This window comes from Herbaspirillum sp. NPDC087042, assembly GCF_044745245.1.
In the GTDB taxonomy this organism is placed as follows: domain Bacteria; phylum Pseudomonadota; class Gammaproteobacteria; order Burkholderiales; family Burkholderiaceae_D; genus Herbaspirillum.
Map to the genome: position 1 here is coordinate 1 of NZ_JBIUZW010000023.1, position 26,100 is coordinate 26,100.

Sequence of the window (26,100 nt, forward strand, 5' to 3'; positions counted from 1 at the left end):
GACTCCATCGGCCTGGGCGAAGACGGCCCCACCCACCAGTCGGTGGAACACGTCTCCAGCCTGCGCCTGATCCCCAACCTGGACAACTGGCGTCCTTGCGACACCACCGAAACCGCCGTGGCCTGGGCCGAGTCCATCCAGCGCAACGACGGTCCGAGCACCCTGATCTTCTCGCGCCAGAACCTGCCCTTCCAGGAGCGTACCGACGCCCAGGTCAAGGACATCGCGCGCGGCGGCTATGTGCTGCGTGACGCCCCCAATGCCAAGGTCGTGCTGATGGCCACCGGCTCCGAAATCGAGCTGGCCACCAAGGCCGCCGATGCGCTGACCGCCGAAGGCATCGCCGTGCGCGTGGTCTCCATGCCCTGCACCGACGTGTTCGATCGCCAGGATTCGGCCTACAAGGCATCGGTGCTGCCGCGCGGCATCCCGCGCGTGGCCATCGAGGCTGGCGTGACCGCCCTGTGGCACAAGTACGTGGGCCTGGAAGGCGCCGTGGTCGGCATCGACACCTTCGGTGAATCGGCGCCGGCTGGCGTGCTGTTCAAGCATTTCGGCTTCACCGTCGAGAACGTCGTGGCCAAGGCCAAGGCAGTACTGGCTTGAGCGCAGTGCAAGACATGCCGCCAGGCGGCGATGAAGTGCTGATCCGTCTTGCCCGTCCGGGCGATGCGGCATCGATCGCCGGCGTGCGCATCGATGCCTGGCGCGCCAGCTATCGCGGCCTGGTGCCGGACAGCTACCTGGATCACCTGCAGCCCGAGCAGAGCGTGAAGCTGTGGGAGCAGGTGCTGGGCGCGTCCTCGGATGCGGCCTGTACCTTCGTGGCTGAAACCGGTGGCGAGATCATCGGTTTTGCCTCCGGCATGACGCTGGCCGACGCCCGCTTCGGCTGCGATGCCGAACTGACCGCGATCTGCGTGCTGCCGGACGAACAGCGCCGTGGCCTGGGCAAGCGCCTGCTGGCCAATGTCGCGGCCACGCTGATCAGTGCCGGCGCCACCGGCCTGATGGCCTGGGTGCTGAGCAAGAACGAAGGCGCCGGGGAATTTTTCGAGGCGCTGGGAGCCGAACGGCTGTATGAACAGACCTTCACCTGGGACGATGGCAGCGAACTGGATGAAACCGGTTTCGTCTGGCGCAAGCTGAGAAGCTGACGCTGACACCCGGGTGGGCAGGCACGGCAGGCAGGACGGCAAAAGAAACACAAGAAGCGTACAAGAAACGTACAAGAAACGAACAGGACGTCTGGAAAAGACGGATCAATGGCCGGGCCGACGTGGAGCAATGGCGTAAGCTGGCGGGCAGGTCGCTTTTCCGACTACCGATTTGCATTGATTTTTACTACTTGAGGAGAAGAGCATGGCAATTCGCGTTGCAATCAACGGTTATGGTCGTATCGGCCGCAACATCCTGCGCGCCCACTACGAAGGCGGCAAGAAGCACGACATCGAGATCGTCGCCATCAACGACCTGGGCGACCCGAAGACCAATGCCCACCTGACCCAGTATGACACCGCCCACGGCAAGTTCCCCGGCACCGTGACCGTCGATGGCGACTCCATCGTCGTCAACGGCGACCGCATCAAGGTGCTGGCCCAGCGCAATCCGGCCGAGCTGCCCTGGGGCGAGCTGGGTGTGGACGTGGTGCTGGAATGCACCGGCTTCTTCACCACCAAGGAAAAGGCCAGCGCCCACATCAAGGGCGGCGCCAAGAAGGTGATCATCTCCGCGCCGGGCGGCAAGGATGTGGACGCCACCGTCGTCTTCGGCGTGAACCACCAGGTGTTGAAGGCAACGGATACCGTCATCTCCAACGCATCGTGCACCACCAACTGCCTGGCACCGCTGGTGCAGCCGCTGCACGAAAAGATCGGCCTGGAAACCGGCCTGATGACCACCGTCCACGCCTACACCAATGACCAGGTGCTCACCGACGTGTACCACGAAGACCTGCGTCGCGCCCGTTCGGCCACCCAGTCCATGATCCCGACCAAGACCGGCGCTGCTGCCGCGGTCGGCCTGGTGCTGCCGGAACTGAACGGCAAGCTGGACGGTTTCGCCATCCGCGTGCCGACCATCAACGTGTCGCTGGTCGACCTGTCCTTCGTGGCCTCGCGCGACACCACCGTGGATGAAGTCAATGCCGTCCTGAAGGCCGCGTCCGAGTCCGGTCCGCTCAAGGGCATCCTGAACTACAACGTCGATCCGCTGGTCTCGGTCGACTTCAACCACAACCCGGCATCGTCCAACTTCGACGCCACCCTGACCAAGGTCTCCGGCCGTCTGGTGAAGGTGTCGTCCTGGTACGACAACGAGTGGGGCTTCTCCAACCGTATGCTGGACACCACCGTCGCCCTGGCCACGGCCAAGTAAGACGGTGGGTACGAGACCGGCGGCGCGTCCTGCGTGGCCGGTTTCGACAATTTCAGGGCTGATTCGGGTTCTTTTCCTCGTATGCAAGCGTGCTTGCCGCGGTGAAAATAGCTTATCAGCCTGTAAAAGAGGAAGGCTGTTGCAGGCGCAAGCTTGCGATGGCCTTTTCTCCTTCTGTGCTATTGCCCGTCGACAACAAGAGCAACCGACCCATACGAGGGACCGCATGTCAGCAAGCTCATCCCAGGCTCGTCGCCTGTTGGCCAACCTGGCCCTGATTTCCGCCGTCAGCCTGTCGCTGACCGCCTGCGACTATGTCAGCAGCTTCACCAAACCCAAGCAGACCCCGGAAGAGGCCAAGGCCGAAGGCATCGCCCTGGGCGCAGGTTGCCGCCAGGCCGGCCAGACCCTGGAAGACTGCTACCAGCGCAATCCGGATGCGCTGAAGGCGGGTATCTTCGCCGGCTGGAAGGACATGCACGAGTACATGGCCGCCAAGGGCATCCAGACCGTCACGCCACCACCGCCGCCGGTCGATGCTGCCAAGGACGACAGCAAGGGAAAAGATGGGAAGGACGCCAAGGATGGCAAGGATGCCAAGGACGGCGACCGCAGCAGTCGTGCCCGCGAACGTGACAGCTCGCGCGACAGCGGCCGCTCGCGCGACCGCGAAAGCTCGTCCTCCTCCCGTGACAGCAGCAGTGCCAGCGACCGCCGCGCCAGCCGGGACGACAAGCAACCGCCCAAGTATTGACCGGCCTGGCACTTGCCGCCGGGGTTGTCAGCCGGTAACATTCTCCAATGCCCCGCATGCGGGGCATTTTTCATCGGTCGACAGGGGGAACCGTCGACCGCCCCCGGCAGCATGGCCTGGCCCGCAGGGTCGATGGCCAGCCGGTTACAACGAATAACGATATGAATACACCGTTGACGCAACTGCCTCCGGCCCTGCCGGAGCATGTGCCCGAGACCGCCTTTGGCATCTGGTTCTTGCGCACCCCGACCTGGACCCTGCACGTGCTGGAACGTGCGATGAAGGACCTGGAACGCCTCATTCCGGAACGTCGCGCCAGCTATCCCGTGGTGGCAGACGTGGGATGCGGATGGGGACGCTCGCTCAAGAAGCTGCACACGCGTTTCGCGCCGCAACGCCTGATCGGCATGGACATCGATGCGGCCATGATCGAGGCCGCGCGCGGCGAAGCCGAGGCCGAGGGGATTGCGGCGGAGTTCATCCAGTGCTCCAGCGCGAGCATGACGCTGGAAGACAATAGCGTGGACCTGTTGTTCTGCCACCAGACCTTCCACCACCTGATCGAGCAGGAAGAGGCGATCCGCGAGTTCTACCGCGTGCTCAAGCCGGGTGGCATCCTGCTCTTTGCCGAGTCGACCAAGCGCTATATCCACTCGTGGATCATCCGCTTGCTGTTCCGCCATCCGATGGAGGTGCAGAAGACTGCCGGGCAATATCTCGCGCTGGTGCGCAGCGCCGGCTTCGAGGTGGCGCCGGAGTCGATTTCCTACCCCTATCTGTGGTGGAGCCGCGAAGACCTGGGCCTCATGGAGCGGGTCTTCGGGATCAAGCCCAAGGCCGAACGCGAGGAAACGCTGATCAACCTGGTCGCGCGCAAGCCGCTGGCGTGATTCATCCAGCGGCCAGGCGGTCCTAGCCGAATACCTGCTGCCACAGCCGGATCACGCAAGCCCGCTCGTGCTCCACCCGTATCGCATCGATATGGGCGCGCTCCGAGCCCTGCAGGCGGATCTGGTGCTGCAGCTTGCGGAAGATGCGGTAGGCGTTGGCCGCCTCGCCGGCCAGCAGGGTATCGATCAAGCCCAGTTGGGCCGCCAGCTTCAGCAGGGCGATGTTGCCGATGTCGCCGGTCAGTTGCGGATGGTCGCAGGCATGGCGCAGCACCAGGTATTGCACCATGAACTCGATGTCGATCATGCCGCCCTCGTCGTGCTTGAGATCGAACATCATGCTGCGGTTGGGATGGGCCTCGCGCATGCGGCGGCGCATGGACATCACTTCCTCTTCCAGCTTGGCGACATCGCGCGGCTGGCGCAGCACGCGCTCGCGCAGCGCCTCGAAACGCTCGCCGATGGCGGCGTCGCCAGCGCAGAAGCGGGCCCGGGTCAGCGCCTGGTGTTCCCAGATCCAGGCCGAGTTGAGCTGGTATTTCTCGAAGGAGGAGACCGGCGAGACCAGCAGTCCGCTGGCGCCGTCCGGGCGCAAGGCGATATCGATGTCGAACAGCGTGCCGGCCGGCGTGTGGCTGGTCATCCAGGTGATGAAGCGCTGCGCCAGCTTGGCGTAGAGGCCGGGCGCGTCCTGGTCGTCGTCGTCGTAGAGGAAGACCACGTCCAGGTCGGAGGCATAGCCCAGCTCCTTGCCGCCCAGCTTGCCATAGGCGATCACCGCGAATTGCGGCACCTCGCGGTGGCGCTGGGCGATGGTCTGCCAGACCGCCTCGATGGTCACCTGCACCAGCACATCGGCCAGCGCCGAGAGCTCGTCGGCCAGCTTTTCCACCGACAGGTCACCCTCCAGGTCTTGCGCCATCAGGCGGAATTGTTCCGCGTGATGCAGCTCGCGCAGGATGTCGAGCTGGCGCTCGGTATCGCCCTCGGCCGTGGCCAGCTGGCGCCGGCAGTTGTCGGCGAAGGCGGCCCAGTCTGAGCCGGCCTTGAGGTTGCGGTCGTCCAGCAGTTCGTCCAGCAGCAGCGGGTGGCGGGTCAGGTAGGTGGCGGCCCAGCCGCTGGCGCCGATCATGCGCACCAGTCGCTGCAATGCATGGGGATATTCGGTCAGCAGCGCCAGGTAGGCGGCGCGGCGGGCAATGGCTTCAAGGAAGTCGAGCAGGCGGCCCAGCGCCGGCAACTGGTCGTAGTGCAGTGCCGCCAGCAGCGGCAGGCAGGTGTTGATGACGGTATTGAAGCGATTGCGGCTGGCCTCGGGCAGGCTTTGCATGCGCGGCGATTGCCAGGTCAGGTGCAGGCGCCGGGCGCCATCCTCGATATCGGCCTCGGGGAAGCCGACCAGGCGCAGGGCGTCGGCCAGGCCTTCCAGGCCATCACTGTCGCTCACGCTCACCCCGGGGTTGTCGGCATCGGCCTCGCCGGACTGCTTGTCGGCGAAGATGGCGTCGAATTGTGCCGCCACGATGGCACGCTGGCGCTCCAGCTCATGCAGCAGGGCATCGACCTGGGCGTAGCCCATCATCTGCGCTACCAGCAGCAAATCATCCGGGTTCACCGGCAGGGTGTGGGTCTGGGCGTCTTCCAGGTATTGCAGCCGGTGCTCCAGGTCGCGCAGGAAGGTGTAGGCATCCAGCAACTGCTCCACCACCTCGGGCGCCAGCAGATCCTTGGCCGCCAGCGTGCGCAGGGTGACGCGGGTGGACCGGTCGCGCAGTTCCGCATCACGTCCGCCGCGGATCAGCTGGAAGACCTGGCTGGTGAACTCGATCTCGCGGATACCACCCCGGCCCAGCTTGACGTTGTTGCTGCGGTCCGGATGCAGCGCCTCCTGGCGCTTGACCTCGGCGCGGATCTGGCCGTGCATGGAGCGCAGCGCGTCGATGGAGCCGTAGTCCAGGTAGCGGCGGAAGATGAAGGGCCGGCTGATCGCCTCCAGCGTGGCGATATCCTCGGTCGTGCCAGTCAGGGCGCGCGCCTTGGTCCAGGCGTAGCGTTCCCATTCGCGGCCCTGGCGCACCAGGTATTCCTCCACCATATTGAAGCTGGCCACCAGCGGGCCGGAATTGCCGTTGGGGCGCAGCGCCATGTCCACCCGGAAGGTGAAGCCATCCTCGGTGATCTCGGCCAGCGCACCGATCAGCTTCTTGCCCAGGCGGACGAAGAATTCATGGTTGGACAGCGATTTCTGGCCGCTCTCGGCGCGGGTATCGCCATCCTCGGGATAGACGAAGATCAGGTCGATATCGGAGGAGACATTCAGCTCGCCGCCGCCCAGCTTGCCCATGCCCAGCACGATCATCTCCTGCACCCGGCCGGATTCCTCGCCGATGGGCTGGCCGTAGAGGGCCGTCTGTTCCTGCATCAGCGCGGCCAGATGGGTTTGCACGGCGAAGTCGGCAAACCGGGTCATGGTGGCGACCACCTCGGCCAGGTCACCACGGCCGTCGAGGTCGCGCGTGATCAGGGTACAGACCACCAGGTTGCGCAGGCGGCGCATGGCGGCATTGAGCGACAGGCCGGCGGCCAGGTCGCGCTCCAGGCTGCGCTGCATGAATGCATGTTCCAGCGGCTGGGCGGCCGCGTCGGCCACCAGGGCAGGGCGGGCCGGATCGGCCTGGGTCCAGCGGGTGTAGTAGCGCGAGGCCGTGGCGTCGACCAGCGAGCAGTGATGAACGGGCGTGACTGACATAGAGGATCGGAAAGCTCCGCAGCAAGATGTAAAAGAAGGAAACAGCTGGTAAAACCGCTACGGCAAGCCTGTCAATGGACCGAAAATGACGGACGGCCTGACATCGGGCTGACGATTTCACCGGACATGGGGGATTCTATCGCCCCTTTTTAAACTTATCGGTCATTTTGCTGCTCTTAGTGCGATGGAGCGGATGGCATGGCCAGGTTTTCCATGCGATCATGTCACCCGCCCGACTTAATTCCTACCGAGCTGCCATTGCATCCTGATGTCCCAAGAACAACATAACGCCGCACCCAGGCATGGCCGTTGGGCGCTGTGCTGGCGTATTGCGCGGGGCAGCTACTTTCGCCTGAACCGGGCCAGCTACCATGTGCTGGGCTTCACCCTGAAGCTGCTGCTGCTGGCCTATTTCGTCTTTTGCGCACTGTTCCTGGTACTGCGCTATGCGGTGCTGCCCGAAATCGGCCACTACAAGCCGCAGATCGAACGCCTGGTATCGCAGAAGATCGGGCGCGCCGTCACTATCGACGCCATCGATGCCTCCTGGAGCGGCTTGCGTCCGCAGTTGTCGCTCACCCATATCACCGTCCACGACCAGTCCGGCGAGGCCGCGCTGACGTTGCCGCGGGTGTCCACCACGCTGTCCTGGAGCAGTGTGCTGGTGGCCGGCCTGCAACTGGAAAACCTCAGCATCGAAGGCGCCGACCTGGCCATCCGGCGCGATGCCGCCGGCAAGTTCTTCGTGGCCGGCATCCCGGTGCCCACGGGCGGCAACGGCAGTTCACTGGACTGGCTGCTGTCGCAGCGCGAGATCGTGATCCGCCACAGCAAGCTGCGCTGGGACGACGAACTGAGGAACGCCCCCGAACTGGTACTGGAAGACGTCAACCTGATCCTGCACAACCGCTGGCTGCGCCACCGCCTGTCGCTGCGCGCCATCCCGCCGCAGGCCTATGCGGCGCCGCTGGACGTGCGGGCCGATTTCAGCCATCCGGCATTTGCCCGCAGCTCCGACATCATGCGCTGGAAGGGCATGCTCTATGTCGACCTGCGCCGTACCGACCTGTCGGTCTGGCGCGCCTATTTCGACTATCCCATCCCCATCAACAGCGGTACCGGCTCGGTGCGTGCCTGGCTGTCGCTGGACCATGCCAAGGTGGCCAATTTCACTGCCGACCTCGGTCTCACCGATTTCAACGCCCAATTGTCGCGGCAACTGGAGCCGCTGGCCTTGAAGCGGGTCAATGGACGCGTCTCGGCCAGCGAAAGCCTGGGGGCCACGCCCGAGGATGGCGTGCCCACCTTCGGTGCCAACGGCCATCAGGTGACCCTGACCGATTTCTCCATCGAAACCCCGGATGGCTTCGTGCTGCCGCCCACCACGGTGTCGGAAAGCTATGAACCGGCCTCGCCGCTGAAGGCCGAACGCACCAGCGTCAAGGCCACCTACCTGAACCTGGAGACGCTCTCGCAACTGGCGACCCGCCTGCCGCTGGCGCCCTCCCAGCGCAAGCTGCTGGACGACATGGCCCCGCGCGGCGAGCTGCGCGACTTCACCGTGCAGTGGCAGGGCAGCTATCCGGAACTGAGTTCCTACCGGGTCCAGGGCCGCTTCGCCGGCCTCGGCATGAAGGGCATGGCGGCCCACGTAGAGCAGCGCAAGAGCGGCACCCAGCCGGCGCGGGCGCAATGGGCGGCCTTCCCGGGATTCCAGAACATCAGCGGCGACATCGACGCCAACGAGAAGGGCGGGACCGTACGGCTGGATGCGCAGAAGCTGGCCATCGACCTGCCGGCGCAGATGTTCAGCGAACCCAGCCTGCCGCTGGATACCCTCAAGATGCAGGCGCGCTGGCAATACCTGAAGGACCAGAACCTGCAGGTGGATATCGACCAGATGCAGTTTTCCCAGCCCGGCGTGGCCGGCAGCCTGAGCGGGCGCCATGTGCTGCCGCTGCAGGGCAAGTCGGCGGGCAGCGTCGATATCAGTGGCGAGCTGAGCACCTTCGACCTGAAGGTGGTGCATCGCTACCTGCCCCAGCACATGAGCGAGCCTTTGCGGCACTGGTTGACCGACGGCCTGATGGAGGGCCGGCTGCATGACGTGCAGTTCTCGCTCAAGGGCGCGCTGGCCGACTTCCCCTTCCATACCGCCAAGCCGGGGGACAAGCCCCGCGGCCAGTTCCTGGTCAGCGGCGATTTCGACGGACTCAAGCTCAACTACACCCCGGGCCACCTCGGCCGTGATGGCAAGGAACCCGAATGGCCCCTGCTGGAAGAGGGCCGTGGCCACATCACAGTGGACCGTACCCGGCTGGAGATCAAGGCCGACAGCGCCCGCACCCTGGGTGCCCGCCTGGGTCCGGTGACCGCGCGGGTGGCCGATGTGGATTCGCATGAGGCCGAGCTGGAGATCGACGGCGTGGCCAATGCATCCATGCCGGTGTTCCTGCAATATGTGAACCAGAGCCCGGTGGCACGCTGGACCGGCAACGTCATGGAACACAGCAGCGCCACCGGTGACGCCAGGCTGGACCTGAGGTTCCAGATGCCGCTGCACCACGCCATCGACACCCGCGCCCAGGGCGCATTCGTGTTCGCCAACAACGATGTGGACCTGCTGCCGGAGCTGCCGCTGCTGTTCCGCACCACCGGCAAGGTGGAGTTCAACGAGCACGGCTTCACCCTCAACGGCGTGCGCGGGCAGTTCCTGGGCGATGCCCTGGCCATCACCGGCGGCACCCAGCACGACGGCACTACCCAGGTCAGGCTGGACGGGGCCATCAATATCGAGGCGCTCCGCAAGCAGTACACCGAGCCTTCGCTGCAGCGCCTGCTGGCGCGCATGTCCGGCGGCACCCGCTACAACGCCACCGTGCTGGTGCGCCAGCACCAGCCCGAGGTCACGATCGAGTCCAGCCTGCTTGGCCTGGGTGTGGACTTGCCGGCGCCGCTGCGCAAGGGCGCGCAGGAGAGCCTGGCGATGCGCATGGACGTGCTGCCGCTGGCCTCGACCGATCCCCTGATCGAGCGCGAGGAGCTGCGCGTGGCCCTGGGCCAGAACATTGCCTCGCGCTATGTGCGCGAGCGTGTCGCCGCGCGCGGCGCCGACTGGCGCGTCACCAGCGGTGGCATCGGCTGGAACCAGCCGGCGCCGGTGCCGGCCTCGGGCCTGAAGCTGGCCGTGGCCGCCGATGCCCTGGATGTGGATGCCTGGCTGGCGCTGAAGAACGAGCTGGTCGGCAAGGACGCCGCCAGTGCCGGTGGGCCCAGCCGGCTGGGCAGCAATGACGTGACCCAGTATCTGGAGCCGGACAATGTCTCGGCCCGCATCGGTGAGCTATCCCTGAGCGGCAAGAAGCTCAACAAGCTGATCCTGGAAGCGAGCCATCGCAAGAACGCCTGGCAAATGAACATCGAATCCCAGCAAGCGGCCGGCAGCATCACCTGGGAAGAGCCGGGTGGCAATCGCGGCCCTGGCAAGGTGACGGCACGACTGTCCTCGCTGGTCATCCCCAAGTCCACCACGACGCCTGCAACATCGTCGCAGCCGGCCGCCACCGCCCAGGCCGATAGCGACATGCAGATGCCGGCGCTGGATATCCGCGCCGAACAGTTCGAACTGGCTGGCAAGAAGCTGGGGCGCATGGAACTCGATGCCAGCAACATCGTCACCTCGGTCGGGCGTGAGTGGCGCATCAGCCGCCTGCTGCTGGCCAACGACGACGCCCAGTTCCGTGCCGCAGGCAACTGGATGAGCTTTGGCAACAGCCATACGTCCAACTTCACCTACGCGCTCGATATCAATGATGCCGGCAAGCTGTTGGAGCGGTTCGGCTATCCGGGCACGATCCGTGGCGGTCACGGCAAGCTGGACGGCGACCTGAGCTGGAAGGCGCCTCCCTATGCGATGGATATGGCCAGCCTGGCCGGGCAGGTGCACATGGATGTGCATTCCGGGCAGTTCCTGAAGGTCGATCCGGGGGCGGCCAAGCTGCTGGGCGTGCTCAACCTGCAGGCGTTGCCGCGCCGCCTGACGCTGGACTTCCGCGATGTGTTCTCGGAAGGCTTCGCCTTCGATACCGTGGCCGGTACGGCCAGCATCAACAAGGGCATTGCCACCACCGACAACCTCAAGATGACCGGCGTGACGGCGTCCGTGCTGATGAGCGGATCGGCCGACATCGCCAGCGAAAGCCAGGACCTGCACGTGGTGGTGATCCCGGAATTCAACCTGGGTACCGCCTCCGTGGTGGCCATGGCGGTCAATCCGGTGGTCGGCGTGAGTACCTTGCTGGCACAGCTGTTCCTGCGCAATCCGGTGATGAAGTCGCTCAGTTTCGAGTACAAGGTCACCGGCCCCTGGAGCGATCCCATCGTGGTCAAGCAGGGCCAGGTGACGCCGGTGGATGGCCAGCGCGCCCGGGAAATGCTGGACAAGGGCGGCAATGGGGGCAATGGCGGCAACCAGGCCGCTCCCGCCGCCCCCGCACCTGCAGCCCCGACGCCGCGCCGTCCGGCCCGCGAGGTCGGCCCGGCCATCAATTCGGGCGCCTGAGCCGGTCGCCGGTGCGCTTGCCATTTCTGCGCGATACTGGCGGCATCCTTCATCCCCTACCGCATACGAGAGGTACGACATGACGCAGGCGTTCAAGGTGGCGGCGATCCAGATGGTCTCCACCCCCGAGGTCGAAGAGAACTTCGCCAGCGCGGCGCGCCAGGTGGCGCTAGCCGCGCAGCAGGGCGCGCAGCTGGTGCTGTTGCCGGAATACTGGCCGCTGCTGGGTCGCCACGAGCGCGACAAGCTGGCCCATGCCGAGGCCGATGGCAGTGGTCCCATCCAGGACTTCATGAGTACGCTGGCGCGGGAACACCAGATCTGGCTCATCGGCGGCACGCTGCCGCTGCAGGCCCCGCATCCGGACAAGGTGCTCAACACCTCGCTGGTCTACGGTCCGCAAGGCCAGCGCGTGGCGCGTTACGACAAGATCCACCTGTTCAACTTCGTCCGTGGAGAGGAAAACTACGACGAGGCCCGCACCATCGAATATGGCAGCGAGGTGCGCAGCTTCGAGGCGCCGTTCGGGCGGGTCGGGCTGTCGGTGTGCTACGACCTGCGCTTCCCGGAGCTGTACCGTGCCATGGGCGAGTGCGCGCTGATCGTCATGCCGGCCGCCTTCACCTATACCACCGGCCGCGCCCACTGGGAGCTGCTGCTGCGTGCCCGCGCCGTCGAGAACCAGTGCTATGTACTGGCTTCGGCGCAAGGCGGCCAGCACGTCAATGGCCGTCGTACCTGGGGCCACAGCATGCTGGTCGATCCCTGGGGCGAGGTGGTCGCGGTGTTGCCGGAAGGCGAAGGCCTTGTGATCGGCGACATTGATCCCCATCGTCTACAATACGTGCGAGAAAGCTTGCCGGCGCTACGCCACCGCAAGCTTTGACCTTTTTGCCTTCCGACAAGACGCTATGAAATTATTTGAACCCAACATGGGCGCCCTGCAAGTGGCGCGTGACGTGCTGCTGACTCCCTTCGGCCTGGACGAATCCAAGCTGCTCAAGGCCCTGGGCAGCATGTTCACCCACAAGGTCGACTATGCCGACCTGTATTTCCAGTTCACCAAGAGCGAGGGCTGGAGCCTGGAAGAGGGCATCGTCAAGACCGGCAGCTTCTCCATCGACCAGGGTGTCGGTGTGCGTGCGGTGTCGGGCGACAAGACGGCGTTTTCCTATTCCGACGAGATTTCCGAAGGCGCCCTGATGGATGCCGCCGCCGCCACCCGCACCATCGCCCGCCAGGGCAGTGGCAAGATCAAGGTGGCCGGCGCGATGAGCCCGGCCGGCGGCCGCGCCCTGTACCTGCCGCATGATCCGCTCAATTCGCTCGATGCCACTGCCAAGGTGCAGTTGCTGGAGCGCGTCGAGCGCATCGCCCGCGCCAAGGATCCGCGCGTCAAGCAGGTCATGGCCAGCCTCTCGGGCGAATACGATGTGGTGCTGGTGGCACGCGCCGATGGCGTGCTGGCTGCCGACATCCGTCCGCTGGTGCGGGTGTCGGTCACGGTCATCGCCGAACAGAATGGTCGTCGCGAGATGGGCAGCAGCGGTGGTGGTGGTCGCTACGACTACGCCTACTTCTCCGATGTGCTGCTGGAAAAATATGCCTCCGAAGCGGTCGCCACCGCCCTGGTCAACCTGGATTCGCGCCCGGCCCCGGCCGGTCCGATGACGGTCGTGCTCGGACCCGGCTGGCCTGGCATCCTGCTGCACGAAGCCATCGGCCACGGCCTGGAAGGCGACTTCAACCGCAAGGGCTCGTCCACCTTCTCCGGTCGTATCGGCGAGCGCGTCGCGGCCAAGGGCGTGACCGTAGTCGATGACGGCACCATTGCCGACCGTCGCGGTTCGCTCAACATCGATGACGAGGGCAATCCGACCCAGTGCACCACGCTGATCGAGGATGGCATCCTCAAGGGCTACATGCAGGACACCATGAACGCCCGCCTGATGAAGATGGACGTCACCGGCAATGCCCGCCGCGAATCCTTCGCCCACCTGCCCATGCCGCGCATGACCAACACCTACATGCTGGCAGGCGACAAGGATCCCGAGGAAATCCTGGCCTCGGTCAAGAATGGCCTGTACGCCGTCAATTTCGGCGGCGGCCAGGTCGATATCACCAATGGCAAGTTCGTCTTCTCGGCCAGCGAAGCCTACATGATCGAGGACGGCAAGATCACCTACCCGGTCAAGGGCGCGACCCTGATCGGCAACGGCCCCGATGTGTTGAACCGGGTCTCCATGATCGGCAACGACATGCGCCTGGATTCGGGCGTGGGCGTGTGCGGCAAGGAAGGCCAGAGCGTGCCGGTGGGCGTGGGTCAACCGACCCTGCGCCTGGATGGCGTGACCGTGGGTGGTACGGCCTGATCGCGACTGCCTGGACAGCCATGAAAACGCCGGAGCTTCTCCGGCGTTTTTTTTCGTCCGGCCGACGCGAGGTGAGGGAGAAAAGGACGTCGCCAGATCAAGTTTTCCGATTTTTTTGCAATTTTGCCACGGCGGGCGGGGCCGCATCCGGCGGACAGGGCTTGCATGGGTGATGGTTTTTTATTGTGTTATTTTGTTTATATTCGTTGAATATTATATGAATTGTTCGTGTTGTTATTGATTATTGGCCAAATTGTGCGTGCATGAGCCTTCATCTCATTTTTCCGCCTTCGCTTGCCAAAGGTTCGGATTTATAGCACTATGGGCACCTGCCTCACTTAACCGATGAAGCCCGAAATGTCTTTCTTCCACGCTTACTTTTATTTTTACTTTAGCTATTCCAGCCCCAAGGCGGTGAAAAGCGGTAAGCGTTCGTAAAAAGACCAAACCGAATTTCCTAAAAAACCGCCAGTGATGGCGGTTTTTTTTTGGTCGAGACTTGATCGATTCCCCAGCTGGACAAACAGCACACCAGGAGAAAAAAATGCCGCGCACTGACGATCTTCGCATCCGAGAAATGAAAGAACTGGTCCCCCCCTCGCATCTCATCCGCGAATTCGCCTGCACCGAAGAGGTCGAGCGCACCACGGCTGAAGCTCGCACCGCGCTGCATCGTATCCTGCACGGCCAGGATGATCGCCTCATGGTCGTCATCGGCCCCTGCTCCATCCACGATACCAAGGCCGCCATGGAATATGCGCGCCGCCTGGTCGTGGAGCGCGAGCGCCACAAGGGCGAGCTGGAAATCGTCATGCGCGTCTACTTCGAGAAGCCCCGCACCACCGTGGGCTGGAAGGGTTTGATCAACGACCCGTACATGGACAACAGCTTCCGCATCAACGACGGCCTGCGCGCCGCCCGCGAACTGCTGTTGAACATCAATGAACTGGGTCTGCCGGCCGGTACCGAATTCCTGGACGTGATCAGCCCGCAATACATCGCCGACCTGATCAGCTGGGGCGCCATCGGCGCACGCACCACCGAATCGCAGGTGCACCGCGAACTGGCCTCCGGCCTGTCCTGCCCAGTGGGCTTCAAGAACGGCACCGATGGCAACGTCAAGATCGCGGTCGATGCGATCAAGGCCGCGTCGCAGCCGCACCACTTCCTGTCGGTGACCAAGGGCGGCCACTCGGCCATCGTCTCCACCGCCGGCAACGAGGATTGCCACATCATCCTGCGCGGCGGCAAGCAGCCCAACTATGATGCGCCCAGCGTGGAAGCGGCTTGCCAGGATATCGCCAAGAGCGGCCTGGCGGCACGCCTGATGATCGATGCCTCGCACGCCAACAGCTCCAAGAAGCCGGAAAACCAGATCCCCGTCTGCGCCGACATCGGCGGCCAGATCGCCGCAGGCGACACCCGCATCGTCGGCGTGATGGTGGAGTCGCACCTGGTGGCCGGCCGCCAGGACCTGGTGCCGGGCAAGGAACTGACCTATGGCCAGTCCGTCACCGACGGCTGCATCAACTGGGAAGAAAGCGTGCAAGTGCTGCAAGGCCTGGCCGACTCGGTCAAGCAACGCCGCCTGGTGGGCGAGCGCGACGCGGCCTGATTGTCGTCGTCTCCCATGCAAAACGGCCCGGTCGGCAATCGACCGGGCCGTTTTGTTTTCAGGCCGGCGGGTTCAGGCAGCAGCCAGGCGTGAGAGGACCTGTTCACGCACCGGGATGGGCGCAATCGCGCCGTAGCCGGTGGTGGACAGGGCTGCGGCCACATTGGCATAGCGTGCTGCCTGCTCCAGAGTGTCGCCGGCGGCCAGGCGGGCCACCAGCGCGCCATCGAAGCAGTCACCGGCACCGGTGGCGTCCACCGGCTCCACCTTCAGGGGAGGCAAGTGCGTGACGGCGCCATCTTCCTTGCGCCAGATCCAGGCGCCCTCGGCACCACACTTCAAGACCACCTGGCGCGCACCGTGATGGGCGCACCAGTTCCAGACTTCATCGCGGCTGACCAGGCCAGCGATGCGCTGCGCTTCGTCCAGACCCGGCAGGAAGACATCGGTGTAGCCGATGGTCTGCTCGATGATGGCGCGCGCACGTGGCAGCGGCCACAGGTTCAGGCGCAGGTTGGGGTCGTAGCAGATTTGCGCGCCGGCCTGGCGGGCCAGGTCGATGGCGGCGAAGACCGTGTCGCAGGCACTGGCGCTGATGGCCTGGCTGATGCCGGAGACGTGCAGGAAGCGGCAGTCCTGCAGCAGGGCGTGCGGCAGGTCGGCAGGGCGCATGCGGCTGGCCGCCGAGCCGGCGCGCATGTAGCTGAAGTGGTGACCGTTGGCATCATGGGCGACGAAGTACAGGCCGGTATGGGCGGTCGGGTCGATTGCCACCGCGTCCGTCGCCACGCCTTCTTCTTGCCACAGGCTTTGCAGCATGCGACCGAAGCGGTCCTCGCCCAGGCGCGTCCAGTACGCCACCCGCGCGCCCTGGCGGGCCGCCGCGACGGCGAAGTTGGAGGTGTCACCACCGAAGCCCTGGCGATACTGGGCGGGACTGGTTTCATTGAATTCGATCATGGGCTCGCCGATGGCGAGGATGTCGAGACGCGGGTGTGCTTGCATGGTGTCCATGTTCGAAAATTGGGCTCAGGCCAGGTCCAGGGTATGCATGGCGTTCTTGACGCCCTGGGTGCGGATCAGCTCCAGATGCTGTGTCAGCGTGGCTTGCAGCGCGGCGTCGCCAGACAGGTCGTCGCCGAAGACGGCGGTCATGCGCAGCAGTGCTGCCACCCGTGCGGCGCTGCCGCCAGCCACGGTGGCCGCCGCCTGCAGCGGCTGGGCCAGCGGGTCGGAGAGGCTGTAGTCGCGACCAGCCTCATCCTGCCCGGCCAGGTAGCGGAACCAGCCCGCCAGCGCAAAGCACAGGCGCGTATGCGACAGCCCGGCAGCGCGACGCTGGCGCAGCGTGCCCAGCAGGCGTTGCGGGATCTTCTGCGAGCCATCCATGGCGATCTGCTGCAGGCGGTGCTTGAGCGCCGGATTGCGGAAGCGCTGCATCAGCTCCGCCCGGTAGGTTGGCAGGCCCGGCCGCTCCAGGGTCGGCTCCACTTCCTCGGCCAGCATGGTGGTGACGAAATGTTCCAGCTGCGGGTCTTCCATGGCGCGGTCCACGGTCTCGTAGCCGATCAGCGCACCCAGGTAGGCCAGTGTCGAGTGGCTGCCGTTGAGCATGCGCAGCTTGGCGTGCTCATAGGGCGCGGCCTGCCCGACCACGGTCACGCCGGCCTCTTCCCAGCGTGGACGCGGGCCGCAAAAACGGTCTTCCAGCACCCACTGGCTAAAGCCTTCGGTCATCACCGGCCAGGCGTCTTCCATGCCCAGGCACCCGGTCACATGGGCCAGGTCATCGGCACTGGTCTTGGGCACGATGCGGTCAACCATGGAATTGGGGAAGGCCACTTCGGCAGCAATCCACTGTGCCAGGGCCGGATCCAGTGCGGTCGCGAACGCCAGCACCATGCCGCGCGTGGTATCGCCGTTGGCCGGCAGGTTATCGCAAGACACCACGGTGAAGGGCGGCAAACCCGCGTGGCGGCGGCGCGCCAGCGCATGCACGATGAAGCCGATGGCGCTGCGCGGCTCGGCCGAGCGCAGGTCATGCACGATATCGGGATGGTCCAGCAGCAGGGCGCGGCTGGCCGGGTCGTAGCAGTAGCCCTTTTCGGTGACGGTCAGGCTGACGATGTGGCAGCGCGCGTCGGCCATGGCATCGAGCACCGCTTGCGGCGACTCGGGGGCGACCAGAGAAGCCAGCAGGGCGCCGGCCACTTGCAGGCGTTCGCCCTGGGCATCACGGATGGCCACGGTGTAGAGGTGGTCCTGCGGGGCCAGGGCGTCGCGGGTATCGGTGGAGCGCAGGGAAACGCCGATGATGCCCCAGCGCAGGTCGCCGGCGGCGATGGCGGTTTCAGTGTAGAGCGCCTGGTGCGCGCGATGAAAGGCGCCCAGGCCCAGATGGACGATGCCTGGCTGCAGCCGGCTGCGGTCATAGGAGGGCAGGGTGAGCGCGTGCTCGTGCGTTGGCGCGGCGCTGCGGTGGGCCAGCGCGGCCAGTTGTGCTTGGTTCAGTCGCATGGATAGACAGGTCGATGGAAAGGCTCCAGCCGGAGCCGGACCCGGCGCAACCGGACGAAGCGTCCGGCCGCTTGCGCTTGTCAGTTGCCGGCGCCGGGGAAATCGGGGTCACGCGGCACGGTGGAGTCCTTCAGGCTCCAGCCGCGCGAGAATTCTCGGGTCACGCGTTCGAGGTGCGCGCGCATGGCGCGGCGGGCTCCGGCGGCGTCATGGGTGGCAATCGCTTCGAGGATGCGACGGTGGTCGGCCAGCGTGGCGTGGCGCAGTTCATCGGTGTGGAAGTGCTCGTCCATCTTGCTCCACAGGCGGCCGCGCTGGTTCCACAGGCCCTCGATCACCTGCACGTAGGCCATGTTGCCGGTGGCGCGCGCCACCGCCAGGTGGAAGGTGCGGTCGGCTTCCTCGTTGCGCTTGCGGTCGCTGTAGAAGCGCTCCATGTCGTTGACGGCGTTGAGGATGGCATCGATGGCACTGTCAGTGGCCATGCGGGCGGCGACGGCGGCGATCTCGCTCTCTATCAGCTTGCGTGCCGACAGGATCTCGAAGGGGCCGGAGCCGGCCTCGTTCACGTTGGGGGTGATGTGCAGCTTTTCATTTACGTACACGCCCGAACCCAGGCGTACCTCGACGATGCCGCTCAGTTCCAGCGCAATCATGGCTTCGCGTACCAGGGCGCGGCCCACATCCAGGCGGGCGGCCAGTTCGCGCTCGGAGGGCAGGCGCCCGCCAGCGGGAATCTGTTGCTCGCGGATGATTTCCTCGATGCGTTTGGCGACGACCCGGTAGGCGCGGGCGTCCTGGGCATGGGATTCGTCTTCGGCGAGGGCGGGCTTGGCGACTTGAAGGGGCTGGTTCATGGAGGTCCTCGGACTGGTGGGGCGATCATAGCACACCTCAAAACTGGTTGACCAATTTAAATTGGTCAACCAATATTCGTCTTCAGGTCTAGCCAATTTGATTTTTCAATGCGATACTGGTTAGACCAGTTGGCTCAGTTCTTCTGCAATTCATCTAAAAATTACGAGGCACCCGTGAAGATCATCGACGCAAAAGTCATTGTCTGCTCCCCTGGACGCAACTTCGTCACCCTCAAGATCACCACCGACGAAGGCTTGACCGGCATCGGTGACGCCACCCTGAACGGCCGCGAACTGGCCGTGGCGGCCTACCTGAACGAGCACGTCATTCCCTGCCTGATCGGCCGCGATCCGCATCAGATCGAGGACATCTGGCAATACCTCTATCGCGGCGCCTACTGGCGTCGTGGCCCGGTGACCATGAGCGCCATTGCCGGCGTCGACACGGCCCTGTGGGATATCAAGGCCAAGGCGGCCAACCTGCCGCTATACCAGTTGCTGGGCGGACGCAGTCGCAGCGGCGTGATGGTCTACGGCCACGCCAATGGCCGCGACATCGACGAAGCCACCGATGAAGTGCTGCGCTATGCCGAGATGGGCTTCAAGGCCATTCGCGCGCAGGCCGGTGTGCCGGGGCTGAAGAAGGTCTATGGCGTGTCCTCGGGCGCCACCATGAGCAGCGGCGCCAAGTTCTACGAGCCGGCCGACTCCAGCCTGCCCTCGGAACACGACTGGTCCACCGAGCGCTACCTCGATCACGCCCCGCTGCTGTTCGAGCGCCTGCGCGACAAGCTGGGCTGGGATCACCACCTGCTGCACGACGTCCACCATCGCCTGACCCCCATCGAGGCTGCGCGCCTGGGCAAGTCGCTGGAGCCGTACCGCCTGTTCTGGATGGAAGATCCGACCCCGGCCGAGAACCAGGACGCCTTCCGCCTGATCCGCGAACACACCGTCACCCCCATCGCCGTGGGCGAGGTCTTCAACACCATCTGGGATTGCAAGGACCTGATCGAAAAGCAGTACATCGATTACATCCGCACCACCGTGGTCCATGCCGGCGGCATCACCCACCTGCGCCGCATCGCTGACCTGGCCGCGCTCTACCAGGTGCGCACCGGCAGCCACGGCGCCACCGATCTGTCGCCGGTCTGCATGGGGGCGGCGCTGCACTTCGATACCTGGGTCCCCAATTTCGGCATCCAGGAATACATGCATCACAGCGAGGAGACCGACGCCGTCTTCCCGCATGACTACCAGTTCCGCGACGGCTTCCTGTATGCGGGCGAGAAGCCCGGCCACGGTGTCGAGATCGACGAGAAGCTGGCCGAGAAGTATCCGTACAAGCGCGCCTACCTGCCGGTCAACCGCCTGGCACACGATGGCACGCTGACCAACTGGTAAGCCGGGCGGCATTGCACGCCCGGCACCGCATTCACTAGAGACTACCGAGGAGACACATCGAGATGAGCACCACACCCAATACCGCACGCCGACAGTTCTCGCGCCTGGCCCTGGGCGCCGCCGCCGCCACTCTGCTGGCGCTGGGTGGCAACGCCCTGGCCGCCGACGCGCAATACAAGTTCAAGTACGGCACCGCCTTCCCGGCCGACCATCCGGGTGCGCTGCGCATCAAGGAAGCGGCCGATGCCATCCGCAAGGAATCCAACGGCCGCATCGATATCCAGGTGTTCGCGCAGAGCACGCTGGGCAGCGAGCCGGACATGATCTTCCAGGTGCGCTCGGGGGCGATCCAGTTCATGTCCACCGCCGGCACCAACCTGCAATCGATGGTGCCGGTGGCTGGCATCAATGGCGTGGCCTTCGCCTTCAAGGATTACAAGCAGGTGTGGGCCGCCATGGATGGCGAGCTGGGTGCCTACGTCCACAAGCAGCTGGAGAAGATCAACATCTACACCTTCGACAAGGTGCTGGACAACGGCTATCGCAACATCACCACCTCGACCAAGCCCATCAACAGCCCGGCCGACCTGAAGAACTTCAAGATCCGCGTGCCGGGCATTCCGCTGTGGATCGCCATGTTCAAGGACCTGGGCGCGGCCCCGACCTCGATCAACTTCGGCGAGCTGTATTCGGCGCTGCAGACCAAGATCGTCGATGGCCAGGAAAACCCGCTGCCGCTGATCCAGAGCGCCAAGCTCTATGAGACCCAGAAGTATGTCTCCATGACCGGCCACACCTGGGACGGTCACTTCATCTTCACCAGCGCCAAGTTCTGGCAAGGCCTGCCGCCGGACGTGCGCGAGATCATCTCGCGCAACTTCAACGCCGCCGCCATCAAGGAGCGCGCCGACATCGCCGAGCTCAATACCCATCTGGAAACCGAGCTGAAGAAGCAGGGCATGGTCTTCAACTATCCCGACAAGCAGCCCTTCATCGATGCCCTGAAGAAGGCCGGCTTCTACACCAATACCAAGGCCAAGTACGGCGCCGAGGCCTGGAGCATCCTGGAGAAGTACTCGGGTCCGCTGTAAGCGGTCCGATCCGCGCGGCGCGCTTTTCCGGTAGCGCGCTGCGTGAGGTGGAACGCACCGGAAGACCGATCGTCGCCCTGCCATCCTCGCCAAGACGGCAGGTCGGATGATCCCGCAGGCAGGATCACCCAGGCAATACCACTTAACAACGCGCGGCAGCACAAGAACAGGCACAGACCCCCTGGCGCGGCGTGGAGAACAACATGCACATATCTGAGACAAGCCCGATGCCGCAGGCGGCGACATCGCCCCTGGCCGTGTTCGGCAAGCTGCTGCAGAAATCGACCGAATTCTGCGCGGCCCTCCTGGTCCTGGTGGAGGTGGGCGTGCTCATCGCCGGCACCAGCGCGCGCTACTTCTTCAACAGCCCCCTGACCTGGACCGATGAACTGGCCTCGCTGCTGTTCCTCTGGCTGGCCATGTTCGGCTCGGTGATCGCGCTGCGCCACGGCGCGCACATGCGCCTGACCACCTTCACCAACAAGATGCCACCGGCCCTGCGCGGCTGGGTCGAGGTATTCGGCATGGTGCTGGCGGCGACCTTCCTGATCTTCGTGCTGTGGCCGGCCTACGAGCAGTTCGAGGAAAGCCTGATCGTCACCACTCCGACGCTGGAAATCAACGAAGGCTTCCGTGTCGGTGCCATCGTGGTCGGCGTCGTGCTCATGCTGCTGACGGCGCTGGAGCGCCTCTTCGTGCACGCCAGCCTCAAGCAGCTGGTCGGCACCGTCGGCCTGGTGGCGGTGATCGGTGGCGGCCTGTGGCTGGGTTCGCCTTACTTCGCCGACCTGGGCAACCTGAACCTGCTGATCTTCTTCGTGACCATCGTCATGGGCTGCGTGGTGCTGGGCGTGCCCATCGCCTTTGCCTTCGGCCTGGCCACGCTGTCCTACCTGGCCTTCGCGACCTCCACACCGCTGTCCATCCTGCCCAATCGCATGACCGAGGGCATGTCGCCGCTGATCCTGCTGGCGGTGCCGCTGTTCGTCTTCCTCGGCTCGCTCATCGAGATCGCCGGGCTGGCGCGTGCCATGATTGCCTTCCTGGTGGCGCTGATCGGCCACGTGCGCGGCGGCCTGCAATACGTGCTGCTGGCGGCGATGTACCTGGTCTCCGGCATCTCCGGCGCCAAGGTGGCCGACATGGCGGCGGTGGCCCCGGCGCTGTTCCCCGAGATGAAGAAACGCGGCAACAGCGAAGGCGACCTGATCGGCCTGCTCTCGGCCTCGGGCGCCATGTCCGAAACCATCCCGCCCAGCCTGGTACTGATTGCCATCGGTTCGGTGACCGGCGTGTCGATCGCCTCGCTCTTCACCGGCGGCCTGTTCCCGGCCATCGTGGGCATGCTGTGCATGTGCGTGGTGGTGTTCTGGCAGACCCGCAACGAAAACATGGAAGGCGTGGAGCGCGCCAGCAGCCGGGTGGTGTGGAAGTGCTTCTTCGTGGCGCTGCCGGCCATCGCATTGCCCTTCGTGATCCGCACCGCCGTGGTGGAGGGCGTGGCCACGGCTACCGAGGTGTCCACCATCGGTATCGTCTATACCCTGATCGTGGGGCCGCTGGTCTATCGCCAGTTCGATGTGAAACGGATCTATCCCGTCCTGGTGGAGACGGCCTCGCTGTCGGGCGCCATCCTGCTCATCATCGGCTGTGCCACGGCGATGTCGTGGGCGCTGACGCAGTCGGGCTTCTCGCATCAGCTGGTCGATGCCATGACCCATGTGCCGGGCGGCAAGCTGGGCTTCCTGGCGATCTCGGCGCTGGCCTTCGTGGTGCTGGGCAGCGTGCTGGAAGGCATTCCCGCCATCGTGCTGTTCGGGCCGCTGATGTTCCCGATCGCGCGCGTGATGGGTATCAACGAGATCCACTACGCCATGATTGCCATCTTCTCGATGGGCCTGGGGCTGTTCGCGCCGCCCTTCGGTGTGGGCTTCTATGCCGCCTGCGCCGTCGGCCGCGTGCAACCGGACAAGGCCATCGGCCACGTCTGGCCGCATATTGCCGCGCTCTTCTTTGCCCTGATCCTGCTGATCCTGTTCCCGTGGATTTCGATCGGCTTCCTCTAATCGTCATCGCGTCATCGTCATCGCCATCGTCACTGGAGTCTTTTCATGAAGAGTATCGTCGTTGAACAACCTCACCAGATCGCCGTCATCGAGCGTCCCTTGCTCGAACCGGCGGCGGGCCAGGTCCGGGTGCGCGTGCGCTACGCCGGCATCTGCGGCTCGGACCTGCACATCTATCACGGACAGAATCCGTTCGCCGTCTATCCGCGTGTGATCGGCCACGAGTTCGTCGGCCGCATCGATGCGGTGGGCAGCGGCGTGGAGGCATCGCGCATCGGTGAGTTGGTGGCGGTGGATCCGGTGGTCAGCTGCGGACATTGCTATCCCTGCTCGGTGGGGCGTCCCAATGTCTGTAATCACCTGGAAGTCTATGGCGTGCACCGCGACGGCGGTTTCTCGGAGGCCGTGTGCGTGCCGGCCGGCAATGCCTATGTCATCCCCGAGAGCATCGCCGAGACCTGCGCGGCCATTATCGAACCCTATGCGGTCGCGGCCAATGTGCTGAACCGCACTGGCGTCTTCCAGAACGATGTGGCCCTGGTCTACGGTGCCGGCCCCATCGGCCTGACCGTGGTGGAAGTGCTCAAGGGCGTCTACGGCGTGCGCACCATCGTCACCGATCGCCTGGATGAGCGGCTGGCGCTGGCCACCGCCTGCGGTGCGGATGAGGTCGTCAATACCGCGCGCGAGCCGATCACCGAGGCACTCCAGCACCTGGGCGTGGAGCGCGGCCCGACGCTGATCATCGATGCCGTCTGCCATCCGGCCATTCTGGAAGAGGCCGTGCGCCTGGCAGCGCCGGCCGGCCGGATCGGCCTGTTGGGCTTCTCGTCCGAACCCTCGGCCATCCCGCAGCAGGAGCTGACCAAGAAGGAACTGTCGCTGCATGCCTCGCGGCTGAATTGCGCGATGTTCCCGCGCGTGATCGAATGGGTGACCAAGGGCCTGGTGCGGCCGGAGAAGATCATCACCCATCGCATCGACTTCCGCGACGTGGCGCAGGCCTTCGAGATCGTGCAGAAGGATCCGCGCAACAGTTGCAAGGTGCTGCTGGATTTTGCGCCGGGCAATTGAGTGCGCCCCCTCTAGCGGAAACGAAAACGCCGGCAGTCGCCGGCGTTTTTCATGGGAGCAATGCCACAGCGGGCATCAGCACCTCGGACATCAGTCGCGGAAGTTGTTGAACTCCAGCGGGATATCCTTGACTTCCTTGCGCAGCAGCGCCATGGCGGCCTGCAGATCATCGCGCTTGGCCCCGGTGATGCGTACGGCATCGCCCTGGATGCTGGCTTGCACCTTCATCTTGCTGTCCTTGATGACGCGCACGATCTTCTTGGCGTCGTCGCTCTCGATGCCGTTCTTGACCTTGATCACCTGCTTGACCTTGTCGCCGCCGATCTTCTCGATCTTGCCTTCGTCCAGGAAGCGCACGTCCACGTTGCGCTTGGTCATCTTGTTGGTGAGCACGTCGCGCACCTGGCTCAGCTGGAAGTCGGAGTCGGCGAAGGCGGTCAGTTCACGTTCCTTTTGCTCGACGCGGGCGTCGGTGCCCTTGAAGTCGAAGCGGGTGGAGATTTCCTTGTTGGCTTGTTCTACGGCGTTCTTGACTTCGACCAGATTGGCTTCGCAGACGGTATCGAATGAGGGCATGGCTTTATCCTTATGTTCTTGCAGCCGGCGAAGGCCGGCGTTCTGACCCGTGATTTTAACGGACTAGGCCCGTTGCCGCCATCCTCGGCCCGCTGTCGGCGGATTTCCGGCCCGGCAGCGATATAATCCCAGCCCTATGACCACGCCTTTGCTTTCCGTCCAATGTGACGTTTCCCTGCGTACCCTCAATACCTTCGGCATCGAGGCCAGGGCGCACGCCTACCTGTCTGTCGATGGCCCTGAGACCCTGCGCGCCCTGCGCCAGGATGCCGCCCTGATGGCCTTGCCGCGCCTGGTGCTGGGCGGTGGCAGCAATCTCCTGCTGACGCAGGACTTCGATGGCCTGGTGTTGCACATGCAGGAGCGCGGCATCGCCATCACCGGCGAGGATGAGGAATTCACCTATGTGCGTGCCGCTGCCGGCGAGAACTGGCACGGCTTCGTGCAGTGGACGCTGGCGCAGGGCCTGGGCGGGCTGGAAAACCTCTCGCTCATCCCCGGCAGCGTCGGTGCCGCCCCCATCCAGAACATCGGCGCCTATGGCATCGAGGTCAAGGACCGCTTCCACAGCCTGCGCGCCTTCGACCTCGTCAGTGGCGAGGTGATCACGCTGGATGCGCAGGATTGCCGCTTCGGCTATCGCGACAGCGTCTTCAAGCATGCGCTGAAGGATCGCGCGGTGGTGCTGGATGTCACCTTCGCCTTGCCCCGGCGCTGGGAAGCCAATGCCAACTATGCCGATGTGGCCAAGGCGCTGCAGGACAAGGGCATCACCGAACCCGGCCCGCGCGACATCGCCGAGGCCGTCATCGCCATCCGCACCCGCAAGCTGCCCGACCCGGCCAGGATCGGCAATGCCGGCAGTTTCTTCAAGAACCCCATCGTGCCGGCGCGCCAGCGCGATATCCTGCTGGCCCAGCATGCCGACCTGGTCAGCTACCGTGTCGATGACGATCACTACAAGCTGGCCGCCGGCTGGCTGATCGATCGTTGCGGCTGGAAGGGCAAGACCATGGGACAAGCCGGTGTCTACGAACAGCAGGCGCTGGTGCTGGTCAATCGGGGCGGGGCGACCGGCGCCGAGGTGGCCCGCCTGGCCCGGGCCATCCAGGATGATGTGCTGGCAAGATTTGGCGTGCAGCTGGAGCCGGAGCCGGTCTTCATCTGAGGATCTGATGCGCCATGGCACTGATGGCGC

19 protein-coding genes are annotated in these 26,100 nt (G+C 64.7%); 14 read left to right on the top strand and 5 right to left on the bottom strand.

Going from position 1 to position 26,100, the window contains the following annotated elements; genetic code table 11:
- From ACIPHN_RS23670 to ACIPHN_RS23690, 5 genes are all read left to right on the top strand, one after another.
- Positions 1-606 (top strand): transketolase-like TK C-terminal-containing protein (locus tag ACIPHN_RS23670; RefSeq protein ID WP_400441018.1); only part of this gene is annotated, 606 nt, incomplete at its 5' end.
- Between the two features lie 14 nt (positions 607-620).
- Positions 621-1,157, top strand: coding sequence for a GNAT family N-acetyltransferase (locus ACIPHN_RS23675; RefSeq protein ID WP_400441138.1), 537 nt, complete (start codon positions 621-623; stop codon positions 1,155-1,157).
- Between the two features lie 205 nt (positions 1,158-1,362).
- Positions 1,363-2,376, top strand: coding sequence for a type I glyceraldehyde-3-phosphate dehydrogenase (gene gap / locus ACIPHN_RS23680; RefSeq protein WP_400441020.1), 1,014 nt, complete (start codon positions 1,363-1,365; stop codon positions 2,374-2,376).
- A gap of 226 nt (positions 2,377-2,602) precedes the next feature.
- Positions 2,603-3,130, top strand: coding sequence for a hypothetical protein (locus ACIPHN_RS23685; RefSeq protein ID WP_400441023.1), 528 nt, complete (start codon positions 2,603-2,605; stop codon positions 3,128-3,130).
- Between the two features lie 161 nt (positions 3,131-3,291).
- On the top strand, positions 3,292-4,020 hold the full coding sequence (locus tag ACIPHN_RS23690) for a methyltransferase domain-containing protein (protein WP_400441026.1): 729 nt from the start codon (positions 3,292-3,294) through the stop codon (positions 4,018-4,020).
- Between the two features lie 22 nt (positions 4,021-4,042).
- On the opposite strand, the gene glnE is transcribed toward ACIPHN_RS23690, so the two are convergent.
- Positions 4,043-6,769: a bifunctional [glutamate--ammonia ligase]-adenylyl-L-tyrosine phosphorylase/[glutamate--ammonia-ligase] adenylyltransferase gene (glnE, locus tag ACIPHN_RS23695; protein WP_400441029.1), complete on the bottom strand. Its 2,727-nt coding sequence runs from the start codon at positions 6,767-6,769 to the stop codon at positions 4,043-4,045.
- A 268-nt stretch (positions 6,770-7,037) separates the two neighbouring features.
- On the opposite strand from glnE, the gene ACIPHN_RS23700 reads away from it, so the two are divergent.
- From ACIPHN_RS23700 to aroG, 4 genes are all read left to right on the top strand, one after another.
- Positions 7,038-11,330 (top strand): YhdP family protein, encoded by a 4,293-nt coding sequence (locus ACIPHN_RS23700; protein WP_400441032.1) that lies wholly within the window; start codon positions 7,038-7,040, stop codon positions 11,328-11,330.
- Between the two features lie 79 nt (positions 11,331-11,409).
- A complete protein-coding gene (locus tag ACIPHN_RS23705) occupies positions 11,410-12,216 on the top strand; it encodes a carbon-nitrogen hydrolase family protein (protein ID WP_400441035.1) in 807 nt (268 codons plus the stop codon).
- A gap of 25 nt (positions 12,217-12,241) precedes the next feature.
- Complete coding sequence (gene tldD, locus ACIPHN_RS23710; RefSeq protein ID WP_198979908.1) at positions 12,242-13,702, top strand: metalloprotease TldD; 1,461 nt, start codon at positions 12,242-12,244, stop codon at positions 13,700-13,702.
- Between the two features lie 544 nt (positions 13,703-14,246).
- Positions 14,247-15,317 (top strand): 3-deoxy-7-phosphoheptulonate synthase AroG, encoded by a 1,071-nt coding sequence (gene aroG / locus ACIPHN_RS23715; RefSeq protein WP_400441038.1) that lies wholly within the window; start codon positions 14,247-14,249, stop codon positions 15,315-15,317.
- Between the two features lie 72 nt (positions 15,318-15,389).
- Here aroG and ACIPHN_RS23720 read toward each other — a convergent pair whose 3' ends face one another.
- From ACIPHN_RS23720 to ACIPHN_RS23730, 3 genes are all read right to left on the bottom strand, one after another.
- Positions 15,390-16,322 carry a sugar kinase gene (locus tag ACIPHN_RS23720; RefSeq protein WP_400441041.1) on the bottom strand — a complete coding sequence of 311 codons (933 nt, stop codon included), beginning with the start codon at positions 16,320-16,322 and terminating at the stop codon, positions 15,390-15,392.
- Positions 16,323-16,346: 24 nt separating this feature from the next.
- Positions 16,347-17,834, bottom strand: coding sequence for a mannitol dehydrogenase family protein (locus ACIPHN_RS23725; RefSeq protein WP_400441044.1), 1,488 nt, complete (start codon positions 17,832-17,834; stop codon positions 16,347-16,349).
- An 80-nt stretch (positions 17,835-17,914) separates the two neighbouring features.
- Entirely contained in the window at positions 17,915-18,691 is a 777-nt protein-coding gene (locus ACIPHN_RS23730; RefSeq protein WP_400441047.1) for a FadR/GntR family transcriptional regulator, read from the bottom strand.
- A gap of 174 nt (positions 18,692-18,865) precedes the next feature.
- On the opposite strand from ACIPHN_RS23730, the gene manD reads away from it, so the two are divergent.
- The 4 genes from manD (at position 18,866) to ACIPHN_RS23750 (ending at position 24,326) form a co-directional block, all read left to right on the top strand.
- Positions 18,866-20,095 (top strand): D-mannonate dehydratase ManD, encoded by a 1,230-nt coding sequence (gene manD / locus ACIPHN_RS23735; RefSeq protein WP_400441050.1) that lies wholly within the window; start codon positions 18,866-18,868, stop codon positions 20,093-20,095.
- Between the two features lie 62 nt (positions 20,096-20,157).
- A complete protein-coding gene (locus tag ACIPHN_RS23740) occupies positions 20,158-21,186 on the top strand; it encodes a TRAP transporter substrate-binding protein (RefSeq protein ID WP_400441053.1) in 1,029 nt (342 codons plus the stop codon).
- A gap of 203 nt (positions 21,187-21,389) precedes the next feature.
- Positions 21,390-23,252 carry a TRAP transporter large permease subunit gene (locus ACIPHN_RS23745; protein WP_400441056.1) on the top strand — a complete coding sequence of 621 codons (1,863 nt, stop codon included), beginning with the start codon at positions 21,390-21,392 and terminating at the stop codon, positions 23,250-23,252.
- Positions 23,253-23,297: 45 nt separating this feature from the next.
- Positions 23,298-24,326: a Zn-dependent oxidoreductase gene (locus ACIPHN_RS23750; protein WP_400441058.1), complete on the top strand. Its 1,029-nt coding sequence runs from the start codon at positions 23,298-23,300 to the stop codon at positions 24,324-24,326.
- 90 nt (positions 24,327-24,416) lie between these two features.
- Here ACIPHN_RS23750 and ACIPHN_RS23755 read toward each other — a convergent pair whose 3' ends face one another.
- Complete coding sequence (locus ACIPHN_RS23755) at positions 24,417-24,902, bottom strand: YajQ family cyclic di-GMP-binding protein (protein WP_400441061.1); 486 nt, start codon at positions 24,900-24,902, stop codon at positions 24,417-24,419.
- 136 nt (positions 24,903-25,038) lie between these two features.
- On the opposite strand from ACIPHN_RS23755, the gene murB reads away from it, so the two are divergent.
- Positions 25,039-26,070, top strand: a complete 1,032-nt coding sequence (murB, locus tag ACIPHN_RS23760) for a UDP-N-acetylmuramate dehydrogenase (RefSeq protein ID WP_400441063.1) — start codon at positions 25,039-25,041, stop codon at positions 26,068-26,070.
- Positions 26,071-26,100 lie beyond the last annotated feature (30 nt).

What these genes read in the sequence shown, in the direction of transcription:
- ACIPHN_RS23700 (WP_400441032.1), top strand. Translation starts at nt 7,038, where the DNA reads ATGTCCCAAGAACAACATAACGCCGCACCCAGGCATGGCCGTTGGGCG.
- ACIPHN_RS23675 (WP_400441138.1), top strand. Translation starts at nt 621, where the DNA reads ATGCCGCCAGGCGGCGATGAAGTGCTGATCCGTCTTGCCCGTCCGGGC.
- ACIPHN_RS23750 (WP_400441058.1), top strand. Translation starts at nt 23,298, where the DNA reads ATGAAGAGTATCGTCGTTGAACAACCTCACCAGATCGCCGTCATCGAG.
- ACIPHN_RS23755 (WP_400441061.1), bottom strand. Translation starts at nt 24,902, where the DNA reads ATGCCCTCATTCGATACCGTCTGCGAAGCCAATCTGGTCGAAGTCAAG.
- tldD (WP_198979908.1), top strand. Translation starts at nt 12,242, where the DNA reads ATGAAATTATTTGAACCCAACATGGGCGCCCTGCAAGTGGCGCGTGAC.
- gap (WP_400441020.1), top strand. Translation starts at nt 1,363, where the DNA reads ATGGCAATTCGCGTTGCAATCAACGGTTATGGTCGTATCGGCCGCAAC.
- ACIPHN_RS23725 (WP_400441044.1), bottom strand. Translation starts at nt 17,834, where the DNA reads ATGCGACTGAACCAAGCACAACTGGCCGCGCTGGCCCACCGCAGCGCC.
- ACIPHN_RS23730 (WP_400441047.1), bottom strand. Translation starts at nt 18,691, where the DNA reads ATGAACCAGCCCCTTCAAGTCGCCAAGCCCGCCCTCGCCGAAGACGAA.
- ACIPHN_RS23705 (WP_400441035.1), top strand. Translation starts at nt 11,410, where the DNA reads ATGACGCAGGCGTTCAAGGTGGCGGCGATCCAGATGGTCTCCACCCCC.
- ACIPHN_RS23740 (WP_400441053.1), top strand. Translation starts at nt 20,158, where the DNA reads ATGAGCACCACACCCAATACCGCACGCCGACAGTTCTCGCGCCTGGCC.
- murB (WP_400441063.1), top strand. Translation starts at nt 25,039, where the DNA reads ATGACCACGCCTTTGCTTTCCGTCCAATGTGACGTTTCCCTGCGTACC.
- glnE (WP_400441029.1), bottom strand. Translation starts at nt 6,769, where the DNA reads ATGTCAGTCACGCCCGTTCATCACTGCTCGCTGGTCGACGCCACGGCC.
- ACIPHN_RS23720 (WP_400441041.1), bottom strand. Translation starts at nt 16,322, where the DNA reads ATGCAAGCACACCCGCGTCTCGACATCCTCGCCATCGGCGAGCCCATG.
- ACIPHN_RS23690 (WP_400441026.1), top strand. Translation starts at nt 3,292, where the DNA reads ATGAATACACCGTTGACGCAACTGCCTCCGGCCCTGCCGGAGCATGTG.
- ACIPHN_RS23685 (WP_400441023.1), top strand. Translation starts at nt 2,603, where the DNA reads ATGTCAGCAAGCTCATCCCAGGCTCGTCGCCTGTTGGCCAACCTGGCC.
- aroG (WP_400441038.1), top strand. Translation starts at nt 14,247, where the DNA reads ATGCCGCGCACTGACGATCTTCGCATCCGAGAAATGAAAGAACTGGTC.
- ACIPHN_RS23745 (WP_400441056.1), top strand. Translation starts at nt 21,390, where the DNA reads ATGCACATATCTGAGACAAGCCCGATGCCGCAGGCGGCGACATCGCCC.